The 18444-nt window shown below is 60.1% G+C and carries 16 protein-coding genes; 10 read left to right on the top strand and 6 right to left on the bottom strand.

All coding sequences use genetic code 11. The annotated features are described in order from the left end of the window. The first annotated feature begins 33 nt into the window (after positions 1 to 33). Genes menD through menE form a run of 5 tightly spaced genes read left to right on the top strand, consistent with a single transcriptional unit; the run spans position 34 to position 5654 of the window. Positions 34 to 1704, top strand: coding sequence for a 2-succinyl-5-enolpyruvyl-6-hydroxy-3-cyclohexene-1-carboxylic-acid synthase (gene menD, locus ACOTYN_RS07060; protein ID WP_332957068.1), 1671 nt, complete (start codon positions 34 to 36; stop codon positions 1702 to 1704). Next, positions 1701 to 2477 carry a 2-succinyl-6-hydroxy-2,4-cyclohexadiene-1-carboxylate synthase gene (gene menH / locus ACOTYN_RS07055; protein ID WP_332957066.1) on the top strand — a complete coding sequence of 259 codons (777 nt, stop codon included), beginning with the start codon at positions 1701 to 1703 and terminating at the stop codon, positions 2475 to 2477. Before menD ends, menH begins: the two co-directional genes overlap by 4 nt. Beyond that, complete coding sequence (gene menB, locus ACOTYN_RS07050; protein WP_013098093.1) at positions 2474 to 3331, top strand: 1,4-dihydroxy-2-naphthoyl-CoA synthase; 858 nt, start codon at positions 2474 to 2476, stop codon at positions 3329 to 3331. Before menH ends, menB begins: the two co-directional genes overlap by 4 nt. Beyond that, entirely contained in the window at positions 3331 to 4296 is a 966-nt protein-coding gene (menC, locus tag ACOTYN_RS07045; RefSeq protein WP_032635987.1) for an o-succinylbenzoate synthase, read from the top strand. The genes menB and menC overlap by 1 nt, the downstream gene beginning before the upstream one ends. Further along, positions 4293 to 5654 (top strand): o-succinylbenzoate--CoA ligase, encoded by a 1362-nt coding sequence (gene menE, locus ACOTYN_RS07040; protein ID WP_332957062.1) that lies wholly within the window; start codon positions 4293 to 4295, stop codon positions 5652 to 5654. Before menC ends, menE begins: the two co-directional genes overlap by 4 nt. On the opposite strand, the gene ACOTYN_RS07035 is transcribed toward menE, so the two are convergent. From ACOTYN_RS07035 to ACOTYN_RS07025, 3 genes are read right to left on the bottom strand one after another with little or no spacing between them, the layout of a single operon-like run. After that, positions 5655 to 7169 (bottom strand): tripartite tricarboxylate transporter permease, encoded by a 1515-nt coding sequence (locus ACOTYN_RS07035; protein ID WP_014884623.1) that lies wholly within the window; start codon positions 7167 to 7169, stop codon positions 5655 to 5657. 11 nt (positions 7170 to 7180) lie between these two features. After that, positions 7181 to 7612 (bottom strand): tripartite tricarboxylate transporter TctB family protein, encoded by a 432-nt coding sequence (locus ACOTYN_RS07030; protein ID WP_014884622.1) that lies wholly within the window; start codon positions 7610 to 7612, stop codon positions 7181 to 7183. An 11-nt stretch (positions 7613 to 7623) separates the two neighbouring features. Beyond that, positions 7624 to 8604, bottom strand: coding sequence for a Bug family tripartite tricarboxylate transporter substrate binding protein (locus ACOTYN_RS07025; protein ID WP_032635989.1), 981 nt, complete (start codon positions 8602 to 8604; stop codon positions 7624 to 7626). Between the two features lie 141 nt (positions 8605 to 8745). On the opposite strand from ACOTYN_RS07025, the gene tctD reads away from it, so the two are divergent. The 4 genes from tctD to ACOTYN_RS07005 all read left to right on the top strand — a co-directional run bounded on the left by tctD (position 8746) and on the right by ACOTYN_RS07005 (position 12778). Then, complete coding sequence (gene tctD, locus ACOTYN_RS07020; protein ID WP_014884620.1) at positions 8746 to 9420, top strand: transcriptional regulator TctD; 675 nt, start codon at positions 8746 to 8748, stop codon at positions 9418 to 9420. Then, complete coding sequence (locus tag ACOTYN_RS07015; protein ID WP_023330956.1) at positions 9407 to 10816, top strand: sensor histidine kinase; 1410 nt, start codon at positions 9407 to 9409, stop codon at positions 10814 to 10816. Before tctD ends, ACOTYN_RS07015 begins: the two co-directional genes overlap by 14 nt. 129 nt (positions 10817 to 10945) lie before the next feature. After that, positions 10946 to 11485, top strand: coding sequence for a YfaZ family outer membrane protein (locus ACOTYN_RS07010; RefSeq protein WP_023330955.1), 540 nt, complete (start codon positions 10946 to 10948; stop codon positions 11483 to 11485). A 93-nt stretch (positions 11486 to 11578) separates the two neighbouring features. Then, on the top strand, positions 11579 to 12778 hold the full coding sequence (locus ACOTYN_RS07005) for a nicotinamide mononucleotide deamidase-related protein YfaY (protein WP_071922021.1): 1200 nt from the start codon (positions 11579 to 11581) through the stop codon (positions 12776 to 12778). 32 nt (positions 12779 to 12810) lie between these two features. On the opposite strand, the gene glpC is transcribed toward ACOTYN_RS07005, so the two are convergent. Genes glpC through glpA form a run of 3 tightly spaced genes read right to left on the bottom strand, consistent with a single transcriptional unit; the run spans position 12811 to position 16833 of the window. After that, on the bottom strand, positions 12811 to 14001 hold the full coding sequence (glpC, locus tag ACOTYN_RS07000) for an anaerobic glycerol-3-phosphate dehydrogenase subunit GlpC (RefSeq protein ID WP_071922022.1): 1191 nt from the start codon (positions 13999 to 14001) through the stop codon (positions 12811 to 12813). Next, positions 13998 to 15215: a glycerol-3-phosphate dehydrogenase subunit GlpB gene (glpB, locus tag ACOTYN_RS06995; protein ID WP_071922023.1), complete on the bottom strand. Its 1218-nt coding sequence runs from the start codon at positions 15213 to 15215 to the stop codon at positions 13998 to 14000. The genes glpC and glpB overlap by 4 nt, the downstream gene beginning before the upstream one ends. Continuing rightward, a complete protein-coding gene (gene glpA, locus ACOTYN_RS06990) occupies positions 15205 to 16833 on the bottom strand; it encodes an anaerobic glycerol-3-phosphate dehydrogenase subunit A (protein ID WP_047026911.1) in 1629 nt (542 codons plus the stop codon). The genes glpB and glpA overlap by 11 nt, the downstream gene beginning before the upstream one ends. 252 nt (positions 16834 to 17085) lie before the next feature. On the opposite strand from glpA, the gene glpT reads away from it, so the two are divergent. Continuing rightward, on the top strand, positions 17086 to 18438 hold the full coding sequence (gene glpT, locus ACOTYN_RS06985) for a glycerol-3-phosphate transporter (RefSeq protein WP_014884613.1): 1353 nt from the start codon (positions 17086 to 17088) through the stop codon (positions 18436 to 18438). Positions 18439 to 18444 lie beyond the last annotated feature (6 nt).

Raw genomic sequence — 18444 nt, 5'->3', positions numbered from 1 at the left:
TACTGTGTCGCATTCTTGATACCGGACAATCTCATGTCAGTAAGTTCTTTTAACCGACGCTGGGCGGCGGTGATCCTTGAAGCCCTGACGCGCCATGGCGTCAGGCACGTGTGTATTGCACCGGGTTCTCGCTCAACGCCGCTGACGCTGGCGGCCGCCGAAAATCGGGCAATGATTCATCACACCCATTTTGATGAGCGTGGCCTTGGGCATCTGGCGCTTGGGCTGGCAAAGGTCAGCAAAGAACCTGTGGCGGTGATTGTCACCTCCGGTACCGCCGTGGCGAACCTCTACCCGGCCCTGATTGAAGCCGGGCTAACTGGTGAAAAGCTGATCCTGCTGACGGCCGACCGTCCTCCTGAGCTTATCGACTGCGGAGCGAATCAGGCCATTCGTCAGCCGGGACTCTTTTCCTCGCATCCTTCGCAGACGGTTTCGCTGCCGCGTCCTACCCAGGATATTCCGGCAAGCTGGCTGGTCTCCACGGTCGATCACGCCATGGAGACATTGCGCAGCGGGGCGTTGCACATTAACTGTCCATTTGCCGAGCCGCTGTATGGCGAACTGGACGATACCGGCCTTGACTGGCAGCGCTCCCTCGGTAACTGGTGGCAGAGTGAAAAACCGTGGCTGCGCGGGCAAACGCATCTTGAGAGCGCGAAACAGCGCGACTGGTTCTTCTGGCGCCAAAAACGCGGCGTGGTTATTGCCGGGCGCATGAGCGCCGCCGAAGGCAGGCGGGTCGCCGAATGGGCGCAAACCCTCGGCTGGCCGCTGATTGGCGACGTGCTTTCCCAGACCGGTCAGCCGCTGCCGTGCGCCGATCTCTGGCTCGGGAATGCGAAGGCGGTCACTGAGCTTTCACAGGCGCAGATTGTGGTCCAGATCGGCGCCAGCCTGACCGGGAAACGCCTGCTGCAGTGGCAGGCGACCTGCACGCCGGAAGAGTACTGGCTGGTCGACCCGCTGGAAGGGCGGCTTGACCCGGCGCACCATCGCGGCCGCCGTCTGGTGAGCAACATTGAGAGCTGGCTGGAACTGCATCCGGCGGAAAAACGTCAACCCTGGGCGGTGGCAATCCCCGAATTGTCTCGTCAGGCGTGGGAAATCACCAAAGCGCACTGTGAGACATTCAGCGAAGCCGGTCTGGCGCACCGTATTGGTCAGTATCTGCCTGAACAGGGCCAGCTGTTTGTCGGTAATAGCCTGGTGGTGCGTCTGATTGATGCCTTTTCGAAGCTGCCTGCGGGCTACCCGGTTTACAGCAACCGCGGCGCCAGCGGCATCGACGGGCTGATCTCGACGGCGGCGGGCGTGCAGCGCGCCAGCGCGAAATCGACGCTGGCGATCGTGGGCGATCTCTCCGCGCTCTACGATCTCAACGCGCTGGCGCTGCTGCGTCAGGCTTCCGCACCGTTTGTGCTGATCGTCGTGAACAACAACGGCGGGCAGATTTTCTCTCTGTTGCCAACGCCCCAGAGCGAGCGTGAGCGTTTCTATCTGATGCCGCAGAACGTGCAGTTTGAACATGCCGCGGCAATGTTCAGCCTGAAATACCACCGCCCGGAGAGCTGGGAACAGCTGGAAGCCGCGCTAAGCAGCGCCTGGAAGCAACCGGGCGCGACGCTGATTGAGCTGGTCGTGAACGATGCCGACGGTGCGCAGAGCCTGCAAAGCCTGCTGGCACAGGTGAGCCAGCTGTGATCCTCGCAGGCGTGCAGCAGACCGGAAAACCAGGCTATCCCTGGCTGGTCTTTTTGCACGGTTTTTCCGGAGACTGCCGCGAGTGGCAGGTTGTCGGGGAGACGCTGAGCGAGTATCCCCGGCTCTATCTTGACCTGCCGGGGCACGGTGAATCCCGGAATATTACCGTGACGGGGTTCGAGGAGATGAGCGATTTGCTGACCCGGACTCTGCTTAGTTACAACATACTGAGTTTCTGGCTGGTGGGGTACTCCCTCGGCGGCCGCATTGCGATGTTTCACGCCTGCCAGCAGCCGAAGGGGCTGTTGGGCGTGGTGGTTGAGGGCGGACATCCGGGCCTGCAGAACGCCGACGATCGCCATGCGCGGCGGGTATCCGACCACCGCTGGGCGACACGTTTTCGCACCGAACCGCTGGATAAGGTCTTTGCTGACTGGTACCAGCAGCCGGTGTTTGCCTCTCTCCCGGACGCTGAGCGGAAGGCGCTTATTACCCTGCGCAGCCAAAACAACGGCATAACGCTGGCGAAAATGCTTGAAGCGACCTCGCTGGCCGGGCAGCCGGATTTACGTCCCGCGCTCAGCACCCGCCATTTCTCTTTTGATTACCTCTATGGCGAACGTGATAAAAAGTTCGCGGCCCTTGCCGCCGAACTGCACGCCGTTCGCCATGCAATTCCAAACGCCGGACACAACGCCCACCGGGAAAACCCCGCTGCGGTCGCCGCGAGTCTGGCTCAGATACTGCGTCTTCGAACAAAGGACACTCTATGATCTATCCTGATGAAAACATGCTTTACGCGCCGGTCGAATGGCAAGACTGCTCCGAAGGCTACACCGACATTCGTTACCACAAATCCGCTGACGGCATCGCTAAAATCACCATCAACCGTCCGCAGGTGCGTAACGCCTTCCGTCCGCTGACCGTCAAGGAGATGATCCAGGCCTTGGCGGATGCTCGCTATGACGATAACATCGGCGTGATTGTCCTGACCGGCGAAGGTGAGAAAGCCTTCTGCTCCGGTGGCGATCAGAAAGTGCGCGGTGACTACGGCGGATACCAGGACGATGCGGGTACGCATCACCTGAACGTGCTTGATTTCCAGCGCCAGATCCGCACCTGCCCGAAACCGGTGGTGGCGATGGTGGCGGGTTACTCCATCGGCGGCGGTCATGTGCTGCACATGATGTGTGACCTGACCATTGCCGCCGAGAATGCCATCTTCGGCCAGACCGGTCCAAAAGTGGGCTCTTTCGACGGCGGCTGGGGCGCTTCCTACATGGCGCGCATCGTCGGGCAGAAAAAAGCGCGTGAAATCTGGTTCCTGTGCCGTCAGTACAACGCCCAGGAAGCGCTGGATATGGGCCTGGTGAATACCGTGGTACCGATTGCCGATCTCGAAAAAGAGACCGTCCGCTGGTGCCGTGAAATGCTGCAAAACAGCCCAATGGCGCTGCGCTGCCTGAAAGCGGCACTCAACGCTGACTGTGACGGTCAGGCGGGCCTGCAGGAGCTGGCGGGCAACGCCACCATGCTGTTCTACATGACCGAAGAGGGTCAGGAAGGACGCAACGCGTTTAACGAAAAACGCCAGCCTGATTTCAGCAAATACAAACGGAACCCGTAATGCGTCGCGCGCAGGTTTACCGCTGGCAGATACCGATGGACGCGGGCGTGGTGCTGCGTGAACGGCGGTTAAAAACCCGTGATGGCTTCTTTGTGTATCTTCAGCAGGGTGAGCGAGAAGGCTGGGGCGAGATTTCGCCGCTGCCGGGCTTTAGTCTGGAATCGCTCGATGATGCACAGGCTGCGCTGCTGGCGTGGGCAGGTGCGTGGCGTGAGGGCGCGAACCCGGCGTTGCCGGACGTGCCTTCTGCGGCCTTTGGTATCAGCTGTGCGCTGGCAGAACTGGAGGGCAGCCTGCCGGAAGAGGGCAATTACCGCGCGGCACCGCTGTGCACGGGCGACCCGGACGAGCTCTTTGCTTTGCTCTCCACCATGCCGGGCGAGAAAGTGGCGAAAATTAAGGTCGGTCTCTACGAAGCGGTGCGCGACGGAATGGTCGCCAACCTGCTGCTGGAAGCGATTCCCGATTTGCACCTGCGTCTTGACGCAAACCGCGCCTGGACGCCGCTTAAGGCGCAGCAGTTTGCGAAATACGTCAACCCGGCGTACCGCAGCCGCATCGCCTTCCTGGAAGAGCCGTGCAAAACCCGCGACGATTCGCGCGCGTTTGCTCGTGAAACGGGGATTGCTATCGCCTGGGATGAAAGCCTGCGCGAAGACGATTTTGAATTTATTGCCGAGCCGGGCGTCAGCGCAGTGGTGATTAAACCGACGTTAACCGGCAGCCTGGCGAAGGTCCGCGAGCAGGTTGCCGCGGCGCATGCGCTGGGTCTGACGGCGGTGATCAGTTCGTCGATTGAGTCCAGCCTTGGGCTGACCCAGCTGGCACGTATTGCCGCCTGGTTAACGCCTGACGCTGTCCCCGGCCTCGATACGCTGAACCTGATGCAGGCTCAGCTTCTCCGCCAGTGGCCGGACAGCGCGCTGCCGTGCCTCAGCGTTGAGGCGCTGGAGCCGCTGCTATGAGTTTTATCGACTGGCCATGGCGGCACTGGTGTGCGCAGTTTGCCGACAAACCTGCTCTCAGGCTGAACGACGACGCGCTGAGCTGGCGACAGCTGTGCACGCGTATCGATCGCCTTGCAGCGGGCTTTCATCAGCAGGGGGTGGAGGAGGGTGACGGTGTTCTGCTGCTGGCCTATAACCACCCGCAAACGCTGATGGCATGGCTGGCGCTGCTCCAGTGCGGCGCGCGTATTCTTCCAGTGAATCCACAGCTGCCGCGTCCGCTGCTGGACGTGCTGCTCCCCCAGATGACCCTGCGCTTGGCGCTGGTGCTGGACGGCAGCTACGACGCTCTTCCTGCCCTGAGCATGCGTGAGCCAGCCGATGCATACCGCGTTGCATGGCAACCGGCGCGGCTGGCCTCGATGACGCTCACCTCCGGCTCGACCGGGCTACCGAAGGCGGCGGTGCATACCTGTGCCGCCCACCTTGCCAGCGCACGCGGCGTGTTGTCGCTGATGCCCTATGGGGACAACGACGACTGGCTCCTTTCGCTGCCGCTGTTTCACGTTTCCGGTCAGGGAATTTTATGGCGCTGGCTGGTGGCCGGGGCACGCTTAACGGTGCGCGAGAAACAACCTCTGGAACAGGCGTTACGCGGCTGCACCCACGCCTCGCTGGTGCCGACCCAGCTCTGGCGTCTGCTTAATCGTCACAAGCCTGTTGCACTGAAAGCGGTGCTGTTGGGCGGGGCTGCAATCCCCGTTGATTTAACACAGCAGGCGCGCGAACAGGGTATTCACTCCTTCTGCGGTTACGGCCTCACCGAGTTTGCCTCTACCGTCTGTGCGAAAGAGGCAGACGGCGAGCCGGACGTAGGGTATGCGCTGCCGGGCAGAGAGGTGCAGGTCGTTGAAGGTGAAGTCTGGATCAGGGCTGAAAGTATGGCTTCCGGCTACTGGCGGGACGGTGCGCTGATGCCGTTGACCAATGCGCAGGGATGGTTCGCCACCCGCGACCGTGGGGAATGGCATAACGGGCGACTGACGATTTTAGGCCGCATAGACAATCTCTTTTTCAGCGGAGGAGAGGGGATCCAGCCGGAATCGCTGGAACGTGTTATCGCCGCACACCCGCAGATTAACCAGGTGTTTATCGTCCCGCTGGACGATGCCGAGTTTGGACAACGTCCGGTGGCGGTGGTGGAGTGCGAGCCGGGAACGGATATCGCGCAATTTCCTGACTGGATCCAGGGCAGACTGGCGCGCTTTGAGCAGCCGGTCCACTGGCTGGTACTGCCGGCTGAGCTAAAAAATGGCGGGATTAAGATCTCCCGCCAGGCGTTAAAACAGTGGGTGAATGCCCAGCTGTCGGCGTAATTAACCGATATCCGGCTCCGGTTTGCGCTGGCGACGGCGCAGCAGGCGTAATACCGGCGGCACCACAATCACCATGATTGCCAGCGCTAACAGGACCTTCGCGACGCTGCTGTCCCACAGGATCGACATATTGCCGTTACTGATGGACAGCGCGCGGCGCAGGTTCTGCTCCAGCATCTCGCCAAGCACGAACCCCAGAATCAGCGGTGACATCGGGAAGTGCATCTTACGGAGTATGTATCCCAGCACGCCCAGGACCACCATCAGCACCAGGTCAAACGTGGTGCTGTGCACCGCGTACACCCCTACAGCAGAGACGGCGGCAATCGCCGGGACCAGGAACCACAGGGGAATGGTCAACATGCGGGTGAACAGCCCAATCAGCGGGATATTCATCACCAGCAGCATCACGTTAGCGATCAGCAGGGCGGCAATCAGCCCCCAGACAATATCCGGCTGCTCGGTAAACATTGCCGGTCCCGGCGTGATGTTGTAGAGCGTCAGGGCGCCCATCATCACCGCCGTGGTGCCGGAGCCCGGTACGCCAAGGGTCAGCATCGGGATAAACGAGCCACAGGCCGAGGCGTTATTGGCCGCCTCAGGCGCCGCCACGCCGCGAATATCGCCTTTACCAAAGCTGTCGCTGTTGCCGCTGAGCTTTTTCTCGGTCATGTAGGTAATGGCGCTGGCGATGGTGGCCCCGGCGCCCGGCAGGATGCCGACAAAGAAGCCAATTACCGATGAGCGCAGCGTGGTGCCGATGCACTGTGCGCCCTCTTTAGCGCTAAAGAGCATCCGGCCGGTTTTGCGCACCAGCGTCTGCCCGCTGCTGGTATGTTCCAGCATCAGTAAGATTTCAGAGACAGAGAACAGACCAATCACGACCACGATAAACTGCACGCCGTCGGACAGGTGAACGCTGTCGAAGGTAAAGCGATAGACCCCGGTGTTGGCATCCACGCCGACGGTGGCTAACCCTAAGCCAATCAGCGCGGACAAAAACGACTTGAGCGGATTTTGCGCCATCATGCTGCCGAGACAGGCAATGGCAAACACCATCAGGGCAAAATATTCTGCCGGACCAAACGCCAGCGACCACTGGGCCAGCGCAGGCGCAAACAGAATGATGCCGCCAATGGCAACCAGCGAGCCAAAGAACGAACTGACCGCTGAAATGGAGAGCGCCACGCCCCCGCGACCCTGTCGCGCCATCGGATAGCCATCCAGCGCGGTCATGATCGCCGCCGCATCTCCCGGCACGTTAAGCAGGATCGACGAGATGCGCCCGCCATATTCACAGCCGATATAGACCGTTGCCAGCAGGATCAGCGCCGATTCCGCAGGCAGATGCAGGGCAAAGGCCAGCGGAAGTAAAATTGCTACCCCGTTGATCGGCCCAAGACCCGGCAGCAGGCCGACAATCGTGCCCACGAAACAGCCGATCAGGGCGATCACCAGGTTTTCCGGGGTCATCGCCACGGCGAACCCCTGTGAGAGGTAAATCCAGGTATCCATAGCGTGCTCCGTTAATTAAGCCAGGCGCCGAGCGGTAACGTCACGTCCAGCAGGCGGTCAAAGGCGTACCACAGTAAAATCCCCATCACCACGCCTGAGATCCCTGCCGCAGGCAGGGTGGCGTTAAACAGCATGCCGATCACCATCGTCAGGATGGCGGTCGCCACCGGGAAGCCGAGCCATTCAAAGCCCCAGGCGTACATCAGCAGGACAATGACCATCACCAGCAGACGCTGCAGAATGCGACGCGGTGGCCACTCGACGGTGTCCGGGTGGCGCAACAGCAGCGCCACCGAGCAGAGCAGCATCAGGCCGACGATGCCCATCGGGAAGGGGCGTGGCCCTACGGGTTCATAGCTGTATTCGCTGTGGATCTGCCAGGCGACAAACATCCCGCCAACGCAGAGCAGCAGCCATATCCCGGCAAAAATACGATCGCTCATAGCGCCTCCGGTTATTTCGCCAGACCAAAGGCTTTCGCCTGCTCGCGGTAGTCATTCACCTGTTTTTTGACGTACTCATCCAGTGGCTTACCGGTCAGGTTAAATTCAAACAGCCCGCGCAAATCGCGCTGTTTCTTAAACTCTTCGGTCTGCTGGAGTGTGTTGAACGCGTCGACCCACCATTGGTACTCGGCATCGGTCACTTTTGGCCCGACGAAGAACCCGCGGATGATCGGCCAGACCAGGTTGTAACCCTGCTCTTTGGCGGTCGGCACGTTAGCCAGCTGTCCCGGCAGACGGTTTTCCGAGAAGACCGCCAGCACGCGGATTTTGTCCCCGTTCAGGTAGGGCACCATCTCGCTAAGATCGCCGGAAACGGCCTGAACGTGGTTGCCCATCAGTGCCGTAACCGGCTCGCCGCCGCCTTCAAAGGCCACGTAGCGCATTTTGTGTGGGTCAACCTTCGCCTGTTGCGCGAGAAGGGCGGCTTTCATCCAGTCCTGGCTACCGATCGACGCGCCTGCGCCAATCACCACGCTGTTCGGATCTTTTTCCATGGCGGTGAGCAGGTCTTTCAGGGACTTCCACGGTGAGTCGGCACGCACGGCAATCATCCCGTAGTCGGTACCGACGGTCGCCAGCCAGCGCACGTCATCCACGCCATAACGGCCAAACTTGCCCTGAGACAGGTTCAGCAGTGAACCACCGGAGAAGGCCACCACCGTCCCCGCTTCCGCAGGTCGTTGTGCGACGATGGCGTTATAGGCCACCGCGCCCACGCCGCCGGGCATGTAGGTCACGCGCATCGGTTTCTCGATGGCCTTCGTCTCCAGCATGCTGACCTGAATCAATTTGCAGGTGAGATCGAAACCGCCACCCGGTTTGGCCGGGGCGATACATTCGGTACGGGACGGGGCGTCCTGCGCCTGAACGACAGAGGTACTCAACAGGAATGCGCTTGCAGCAAGGGTAGAAAGTAAGTGTTTTTTCATCGTTTATCCTCACGCCGGGGTACGGGTATGGGTCTTTTTTCTGATTATGTGAACCGCCTTGTAGCGGTTCCGTTGCGTGATTGTTAAAACAATAACCTTTCATTTCCCTTTCAATGGGGAACCAACTTTACAGGATGTGACATGCGTCTCTTACTCGCAGAAGATAATCGTGAGCTGGCTCACTGGCTGGAGAAAGCGCTGGTGCAGGAGGGCTTCGCCGTGGATTGCGTGTCTGACGGGCGTGCCGCCGACCATCTGCTGCAGGGAGAACATTACGCGGTTGCTATTCTGGACATCGGCATGCCCGGTTTTGACGGCCTGGAAGTGGTCCATCGCCTCAGAAAACGGGGGCAGACGCTGCCCGTCCTGTTCCTGACTGCGCGCAGCAACGTGGCGGACCGGGTAAAGGGCCTGAACGCCGGGGCGGATGATTATCTGCCAAAACCGTTTGAGCTGGAGGAGCTTGACGCCCGGCTGCGTGCCCTGTTGCGAAGAAGCGAGGGGCGCACGCAGGAACGTCAGCGTCTTGGGGAGCTGGAGTATGACGACGAGGGCTTTTTCCTGCTCCGCGATGAACCGCTTTCCCTGACGCCGCGCGAGCTCTCTCTGCTGAAAGTGCTGATGCACCGCCGCACCCGTCCGGTTTCGCGGCAGCAGCTTTTTGACCAGGTGTTCAGCCTGAACGACGACGTCAGCCCTGAAAGTATCGATCTTTATATTCACCGCCTGCGAAAGAAGCTCACCGGCAGCGGCGTGCGGATCACCACGTTACGGGGGCTGGGATACGTGCTGGAGTGCGGCGATGAGAGGGTTTAAGCCGCAGTCGCTCTACCTGCAACTGCTGCTTTTCCTTGGCCTGCCGCTACTGTTGCTGTGGGGATTGTCAGCCTTTAACAGCTACGTCAGCGCGTTGCAGGCGGCCACGCAGGCTTACGACCGCACGCTGTTATCCTCTGCCCGCACCATCTCGGAACGGCTGGAGGTACGCGACGGCAAGCTGGCGGTGGACGTGCCCTGGGTGGTGCTTGATAGCTTTGAGCTCAACATGAACGACCGGCTCTATTACAAGGTGGTCGACCCCGACGGGCGGGTGATCTCCGGCTATGACGATCTGCCGAAGATGCCGCCTGCAACGTCGCGTACCACGCTCTACCCCGCGCTGGCGTGGTTTTACCATACCGAATATCGCGGGCAGGCGATTCGGGTGGCGCGTCTGCTGCAGCCCGTGAATCAAGATTCTATTTTTGGCATGGCGGAAATTTACGTTGCGGAGACGCTCCAGTCACGCCGCTATCTCGCCAGCCAGTTGCTCTTTTCATCCTGGGTTTCGCAGGGGCTGCTGGTGCTGCTGACGCTGGTGCTAACCGCCTGGATGCTGCGCCGCGTGTTGCGCCCGATGCGCCAGCTCTCCTCGCTGATGGTGCGGCGCGAGCCGGGCCTGCTGGCACCGCTGCCGGAGCTGTTGCCCTGGTCCGAGACCCGGCTGCTGATTGTGGCTTTTAACCGCTATATCGACCGTCTGCGCGGCGTGCTTTCGCGTCAGGAACGTTTCAACGCGGATGCATCGCACCAGCTCAAAACGCCACTGGCGGTACTTAAAACACAGGTGTCTGTCGCGCTTACTCGCCAGGATCCCGCTTTGTGGCAGGAGAGTCTGCGGGCAATGAACGCCACGCTGGATGAGACTATCGTACTCACCGAGCGGCTGTTGCAGCTTTCGGCGGTGAAGGGGAGAGAGCAGGGCGATCGTCAGTTCTCGCCTGTGGATTTGGTTCAGGTGGTGCAGAACTGCTGCTTCTCCCGACTGGCGCAGGCGCGGAGCAAAGGGATCGATCTGGGTTATGACGGTGTGGAGCAGCCGGTCATGATCGAAGGCGATGACGTCCTGCTGGGCGAACTGTGCGCTAACCTGCTGGAGAACGCGATTAAATATACCCCAGCAGGCGGGACCGTGACCGTTTTCCTGCGTGCGGAGGCCGGTGCCGTTGAGCTGCGCGTTGAAGATAGCGGCCCCGGCATTGAAGAGGATCAGATCCACCAGGCAATGCTCCCTTTCCACCGCCTGGACAACGTCGGGGATGCTGCCGGTTCCGGGATCGGGCTGGCACTGGCGGGTGATATTGCCCGGCTGCACCGCAGCCATTTGCAACTCAACCGCAGTGAATCCCTGGGTGGCCTGTGTGTCAAAATGCGCTTTCTGTTGCTTGCATAAAAAAGCCGCAAGTTTCAAATCGTTACAATCTTCCCCCCCGCCGCACGCAGAGTGCTTGATCCCCGGGAGACTCAGGTTAAAATCTCGCGGTTTTGGGACTTCTCTATAAAATTGCGCGGGATCATGACAATGAAAAAAGTGGCATTACTGGGCTTCGGCCTGATGGTTGTATCGGCGGCGGCTAACGCCATCAGCTTCAACGGCTCGGCGGGTCAGGACTATACCCACCTGGGCTTCGGCCTGGGAACAGAGACTTCCGGCCTGGCGATGACCGGTGGCTGGACGCATAACGATGACGACGGCGATGCGGCAAGCCTCGGTCTGGGTCTGAACATTCCTCTTGGTCCATTCCTGGCGACCGTCGGCGGTAAAGGTATCTATACCAACCCGAACGACGGTGACGAAGGGTATGCGGCAGCGGTGGGTGGCGGCCTGCAGTGGAAAATTGGCGACAGCTTCGGTCTGTTTGGCGAGTATTACTACTCTCCGGACTCGCTCTCCAGCGGTATCGACAGCTATGAAGAAGCCAACGCCGGCGCGCGCTGGACCATCATGCGTCCGATTACCATCGAAGCGGGCTATCGCTACCTGAACCTGGCGGGCAAAGACGGCAACCGCGACAACGCGCTGGCCGACGGTCCCTATGTGGGCGTAAGCGCAGGCTTCTAATCCTGTCGGCGCGGCGTTCCGTCGCGCCAGTTTCTCTCTTCTCCCTCCCGCGTTTGCGCTATAGTGTTTTCACTAAATAAGCGGGAGAACACAATGATTAACGTGGAGATGTTATCCACCGGCGACGAAGTGCTGCATGGACAAATTATTGATACCAATGCTGCCTGGCTTGCCGATCTTTTCTTTGAGCAAGGATTACCGTTAACGCGTCGCAATACGGTAGGCGACAATCTTGAGTCGCTGGTCAGCATTCTGCGTGAGCGGAGCGAACACTGCGATGTGCTGATCGTGAATGGCGGACTCGGTCCTACCAGTGACGATCTCAGCGCGCTGGCCGCCGCAACCGCAAAAGGTGAAGGGCTGGTGCTGCATGAGGCATGGCTTTCACAGATGGAACGCTTTTTCTCCGAACGTGGCCGCGTGATGGCCCCCAGCAACCGCAAGCAGGCTGAAATCCCCGCCAGTGCTGAGCTGGTTGATAACCCGGTCGGCACCGCGTGCGGGTTTGCCCTGCAGCTGAACCGTTGCCTGATGTTCTTCACGCCCGGCGTACCTTCCGAATTTAAAGTGATGGTTGAGCAGCAGATCCTGCCGCGCCTTCGCGACCGTTTTACCCTGCCTGAACCTCCGCTGTGCCTGCGACTGACCACGTTTGGCCGTTCTGAAAGCGATCTGGCCCAGAGTCTTGACCACCTGCAATTGCCGCCGGGCGTGTCCATGGGCTATCGCTCCTCTATGCCGATCATTGAGCTCAAGCTGACAGGACCGGCGACGCAGAAAGCGGCGATGCTGGCCCTGTGGCCCGAAGTGCAGCGCGTGGCGGGCGAGAGCCTGATCTTTGAAGGGACGGAGGGGTTGCCTGCGCAGATTGCGAAGCACCTGCAGGATCGTCAGCTGAGCGTGACCTTAAGCGAGCAGTTCACCGGTGGCCTGCTGGCGCTGCAATTGTCGCGCGCCAGCGCGCCGCTGCTGGCCAGCGAAGTGGTGCCGTTCCAGCAGGAGACCCTGGCGCAAACCGCCCGCTGGGCCTCGGAGCGACGGGTTAAACATTTTGCCGGTCTGGCGCTGTTCGTGGGTGGGCTGGATGAGGAGCACCTTAACGTCGCGTTGGCGACGCCGGAGGGGACCTGGGCTCTGAGGGTTAAAATGAGCATCACTCGCCACAGTCTGGCGGTGCGTCAGGAAGTCTGCGCCATGATGGCGCTGAATATGCTGCGCCGCTGGCTCAATGGCAAAGAGGTCGCCAGCGAGCACGGCTGGATTAACGTTATTGAGTCGCTGTTCGTCGAGTAATGTTTGTGCCGGGGCGTTCGCCCCGGCCATGTTCAGCCCAGCGCGTTCGCCAACAGGGTAATCGGATGCTCACAGCGCTTGCTGGTGGACATCTCGATCTGCCATTTACAGGTTTCGCAGTCGGTCACCACGATATCCGCGCCGCTCTCTTCGATCTGTCGGAACAGCGGGGCGCCAATCGCCTGGGAGGTTGCGTAGTTTTCGCGCTTAAAGCCGTAGGTTCCCGCAATCCCGCAGCAGCGCGAATCCAGCACCGTCAGCTCAAGTCCGGGAATTAACCGCAGCAGCTCAAGCGTATAGAGCGACCAGCCCATTTTCTCCATATGACACGGGGTGTGATACACCACTTTCAGGGGCAATTTCCCCAGCGGCAACGTCTGCCCGCTATCGAGCTTGCGCCACAGGAAGCGTGTCGCCAGCTCGATGTGCTCGCGCAGGCCGGTATTATCCACGTCCAGCAGATGCGGGTACTCATCGCGCAGGGTGAAGGTACAGGTGGACGAGGTCGCCAGCACCGGAATACCTTTATCGACAATCGCTTCGCGCAGTGACGTGACATTGCTCTGAGCCTGCATGCGCGCTTTATCGGTAAACCCGTTGGCGATCAGCGGTACGCCGCAGCACTTCTCTTTGTTCAGTAGCTGAACGCCCGTTCCCATGGCGTTCATCACCTTCAGCAGATCTTTGCCCAGCTGCGGGTGGTTGTAATTCACATAGCAGCCGTGGAAAAAGGCCACCTGGTCGGCGTACTGCGCCTGCTCCGCCGCGACGGATTTGTACCAGCGGCGGAAGGTGCCGTGAGAATATTTCGGCAGGCTGCGGTGATGGTCTATCTTCAGCGTGGCATCCAGCAGCTGGCGCACCGGTTTGAGGGCGGTCGCGGCATTGACCAGCGGGGCAAACGGCGTTGAGACGCTGCCCATCAGGTCGGTATGGCTGAGGATGGCATCGCGCAGGGACGGCTTTTGCGTGCTGTAGCGCGCCCTGGCGCGCTGGATGATATCGCCGATTTTCACATCCGACGGGCAGGCAACTTCGCAGCGTTTGCAGTTGATACAGTATTTCAGCGCCTCGTCGTACAGCTTACCGTCCTTCAGACGCAGACGCTCGCCGTCAGGCCCGGCCTGTTTCGGTCCGGGATAGCGCGGGTTCACGCCGCTGACCGGGCAGACGGTCGTGCAGACCGTGCATTTAATGCAGCTTTCAAAACGGGTATCGTTCATTGTTCCGCCTCCGCGCGCTGGCTAATCTGCTCTGCCACATACAGCGCCGTGACGGCGCAGACCCCGCCACCGCACCCCTGAGTTATGGGATCGTACCCGCCCAACAGCGAGCCAATGGCAAAGAGATTCCTGACGGGCTTACCGGACAGTTGCGGGTGCAGCTGGTTATCAACCATCACGCCGAACTGTTGCCAGGGCTGCGGCGAGAAGAAATCACTCTGATACCAGTCCGCGCGGGACGCGCCTTGCCGGACATCAAGCCCCATAATGGCTTCCCGGATGCCCTCCCGGCTGCTCAGCAGCCCGTTGCTGAAGAAACTGCCGCTTGCCAGCACCGTATAGCGGGCGCGAAGCGGAATATCACCGTGGTTGCGGGTCCAGATTTCACTCACCGCGCCGTCCGTCAGGGTGATTTTTTTCACCTCGTCACCCGCCATCCACACGCCGCCCAGCGCCACAAACTGGCGCTGGAGCTGGGTATGCAGGCGAATGCCGGGCACGGAAGGGGGAAGCGTTGGCAGCAGGCCGAGCGAGCAGGGCAGACGGTCCGACAGCCAGCGCCACAGGCGGTTATCGCTGAGTCCAAAGCAGGCAGGCATCAACAGCGTATCGCAGGTTTCACCGAGCGGTCTGAGCGCCTCATACAGCAGCGGCCATCTGTCTTCGTTATCCAGAAAGCGGGCGATATTCACCGCGCGAAACTCGCTCGGGTTTTCGCGCAGGACATCCAGTTCAGGCAGTTCTATCTCTGCCGTCTCGGCGTTCACGCCCTGGCGACACAGTGACGCCGCCGCTAGATGGGGCTGAAAATCCAGAAAGCCGCTAATACCCACGACCCTTACCCGTCCTGTGCTCACAGGGGCAACGGGGACCTCCTCCGGGCTGAGCCACGCGGAACGCAGGGTGCCAAGCGGCGTGATGCGTTGATGATTTTGCCTGGCGCTCCCCTTCAGACGCGCACCGCAGTCAGCCAGCAGCGCTTCGGTTTCCAGCGCAAAGCGGTCAATATGCTGCGCGCCAACCCGATGATACGGGTGCTCCGGCGGCAGTTTGTCGCGGTACGTGTCGTCCACCAGATCCAGCGATCCCGACGAGAAGTGCAGGGCACTCTGGCCCCGGGTGATAATGGCGCAGCGCAGCCCCTGCTTCGTGAGCTTGATGCCACAGAGCAAGCCCGCCAGCCCGCCGCCGACAATCACGGTATCAAATTTCATCGTGTTGCTCCTTCTCAAGACCGCAAAGCCCCTGGTAGACCCAGCGGGTAAACTCGCTCTCACGCAGGGCATCGCCCCAGGCGACAGGCTGAATGCCTTTCCAGCGCTCGTTTAAAAAGGCGCTGAGCTGATCGAGCGACTGGGTGGCAGTCGTGGTATGAAAACGCTGCAGCAGACCCGCCGCACGGCAGGCGCACAGTTCACCCTGGCAGGTTCCCATGCCGACGCGGGTGCGACGGCGGAGATCGAGCAGGCTCTTGACCGTCAGGTTCTCCACCGCGTATTGCACCTCGCCCGCGGTGACGGCTTCGCACTCGCACACCAGGCTGCGGCTCAGCCGACCTTCGCCGAGCCAGACCGGCGTTCTGTCCCCGTGGCGGTAAATCGCGGAACCGCGCAGCGGGGCGGGCAGGGAGATGATTTTTTGCAACGTTTTTTCGGTGGACTGACGCGATCCTGGCAGCGGTTGTTCTGCCGTCACGCACGGCTCGGTATTCCCCAGCTTGCGGCAGACTGCATCGGTGGCCCATTCGGCCATCAGGCGGTAGGTCATTAATTTGCCGCCTGTAATGGTGATAAATCCGTCCATGCCGTCGCGTTCGGCGTGGTCGAGCAGCACGATGCCCCGGCTAACGTTACGTCCGCTCGGATCGTTATCGCTGGCGACAAGAGGACGCACGCCCGCGTAGGCACGCAGAATACGCGTCTGGGCCATCACCGGGGCCAGTTTCTCGCCTTCACGCAGCAGGATATCCACCTCTTCGGCGGTCACGCGGTTGTAGTCAATGTCGCTGTAGTCGACGTGGGTTGAGGTCGTACCAATCAGCGAAATGGTATCGCCCGGCACGAGGATATCGGCATCAGACGGTTTGCGGCAGCGGTTGATCACATGGTTATTGATGCGATGGTCGAGGATCAGCAGCGAGCCTTTCGCCGGGAACATGCGCACCGACAGGTCAGCGTATTCTGCAATGCGCTGCCCCCAGATCCCCGCGGCATTAATGACGACGGAGGCAAACAGCTCGCTGTGTTCGTGGTATTGCGTATCAAACACCCGCACGCCGCAGACGCGATGGCCTTCGCGGATAAGTCCGGTCACTTCATGTCCGGTCAGAATGCGCGCCCCATGTTCCCGGGCATCCAGCATATTGGCGGCGGTCAGGCGGAACGGATCGACGGTGCCATCCGGGACTTTCACTGCGCCAATAAGCGCCGGGTTGACCGACGGTTCCAGCTGCCGTGCCCGCGCCGGATCCATGGCCTCCGCCTGAATACCTGCTGCGTTACAGGCGGTGATAAAGGTTTCCTGAAAGGCGAGGTCATCTTCGGGAAGGGTGATAAAGAGGCCATCGGTCGGTTCAATGCAGTGGCGGGCGATACGCTTGAGGATCTGGTTTTCCGCAATACATTCCCGTGCCGACTCACCGTCAGTGACGGCGTATCGTGCGCCGCTGTGAAGCAGGCCGTGGTTACGCCCGGTCGCGCCCGTGGCAATATCGTGGCGTTCCAGAAGCGTGACGCTTAATCCGCGAAGGGCGCAATCGCGAGCGATACCGGCGCCGGTGGCACCACCGCCAATGATAATCACATCGCTGTAGCGAGGATCGTGAATTGTCATTGTCTTCCCTTAATGTTCGTTTTTTTATCATTTAGCCACATGAAAACTGTGGTTTGTTTGATTGCGAACATAAACGCGCGAAATTCGAAAGTGAAACGTGCTTTCATGCGCTTTTTTGCGCATTCTGTCATATTTCTGTAACAATCTGTGCGTTGATTCACAGTAACAATCACCATGATTTCTTAACATCCCCGGCTCTGGAATTCAGGTGCGAGCCACCTGCTCATTCAATTCAAGGCCACGGAGGCTGTCATGCTCAGTATTTTCAAACCCGCGCCGCATCGGGCGCGTCTGCCAGAGGCAGAGATTGATCCGCTATACCGTCGTCTGCGTTGGCAAATTTTCCTGGGGATCTTCTTCGGGTACGCGGCGTACTATCTTGTGCGTAAAAACTTTGCGCTCGCCATGCCGTATCTGGTGGAGCAGGGCTTTTCACGCGGCGATCTGGGGTTCGCGCTGTCGGGGATCTCTATCGCGTATGGTTTTTCCAAGTTCATTATGGGGTCCGTGTCAGATCGCTCGAATCCGCGCGTGTTTCTGCCCGCCGGTCTGATTCTGGCGGCTGCGGTGATGTTGTTCATGGGTTTTGTGCCGTGGGCAACCTCCAGCATTGCCGTTATGTTCGTGCTGCTGTTCCTCTGTGGCTGGTTCCAGGGGATGGGATGGCCGCCATGCGGACGTACCATGGTGCACTGGTGGTCGCAGAAAGAGCGCGGCGGCATTGTGTCGGTGTGGAACTGCGCGCATAACGTGGGTGGCGGTATTCCGCCGCTGCTGTTCCTGCTGGGGATGGCCTGGTTCAACGACTGGCACGCTGCGCTCTACATGCCTGCGTTTGGCGCCATTCTGGTGGCGATTATTGCCTTCGCGCTGATGCGCGATACGCCGCAATCCTGCGGCCTGCCGCCGATTGAAGAGTATAAAGACGACTATCCGGATGATTACAGCGAGAAGCACGAAGAAGAGCTGACCGCGAAGCAGATCTTCATGAAGTACGTGCTGCCTAACAAACTGCTGTGGTACATCGCGGTGGCCAACGTGTTCGTTTATCTGCTGCGTTACGGCATTCTGGACTGGTCACCGACCTACCTGAAAGAGGTGAAACACTTCGCGCTGGATAAATCCTCCTGGGCCTACTTCCTGTATGAATACGCGGGGATCCCGGGCACGCTGATCTGCGGCTGGATGTCGGACAAAGTGTTTAAAGGTAACCGTGGTGCAACAGGCGTGTTCTTCATGACCCTGGTGACCATCGCCACCGTGGTGTACTGGCTCAACCCGCCGGGCAACCCGGGCGTAGACATGGCCTGTATGATCGTCATCGGCTTCCTGATTTATGGCCCGGTCATGCTGATTGGCCTGCATGCCCTGGAACTGGCACCGAAAAAAGCGGCGGGCACGGCGGCAGGCTTTACCGGTCTGTTCGGCTACCTGGGCGGTTCAGTCGCGGCGAGCGCCATCGTGGGCTACACCGTGGACTTCTTCGGTTGGGACGGCGGCTTTATGGTGATGATTGGCGGTAGCGTGCTGGCGGTACTGCTGTTGATTGTCGTAATGATCGGTGAGAAACGTCACCACGCTGAAGTGCTGGCGCGTCGTCAATAAGGAACA

The organism is Enterobacter cloacae complex sp. IR5458 (assembly GCF_049238025.1).
In the GTDB taxonomy this organism is placed as follows: Bacteria; Pseudomonadota; Gammaproteobacteria; order Enterobacterales; family Enterobacteriaceae; genus Enterobacter; species Enterobacter kobei.
This window is presented reverse-complemented; position numbering and strand designations above follow the sequence as displayed.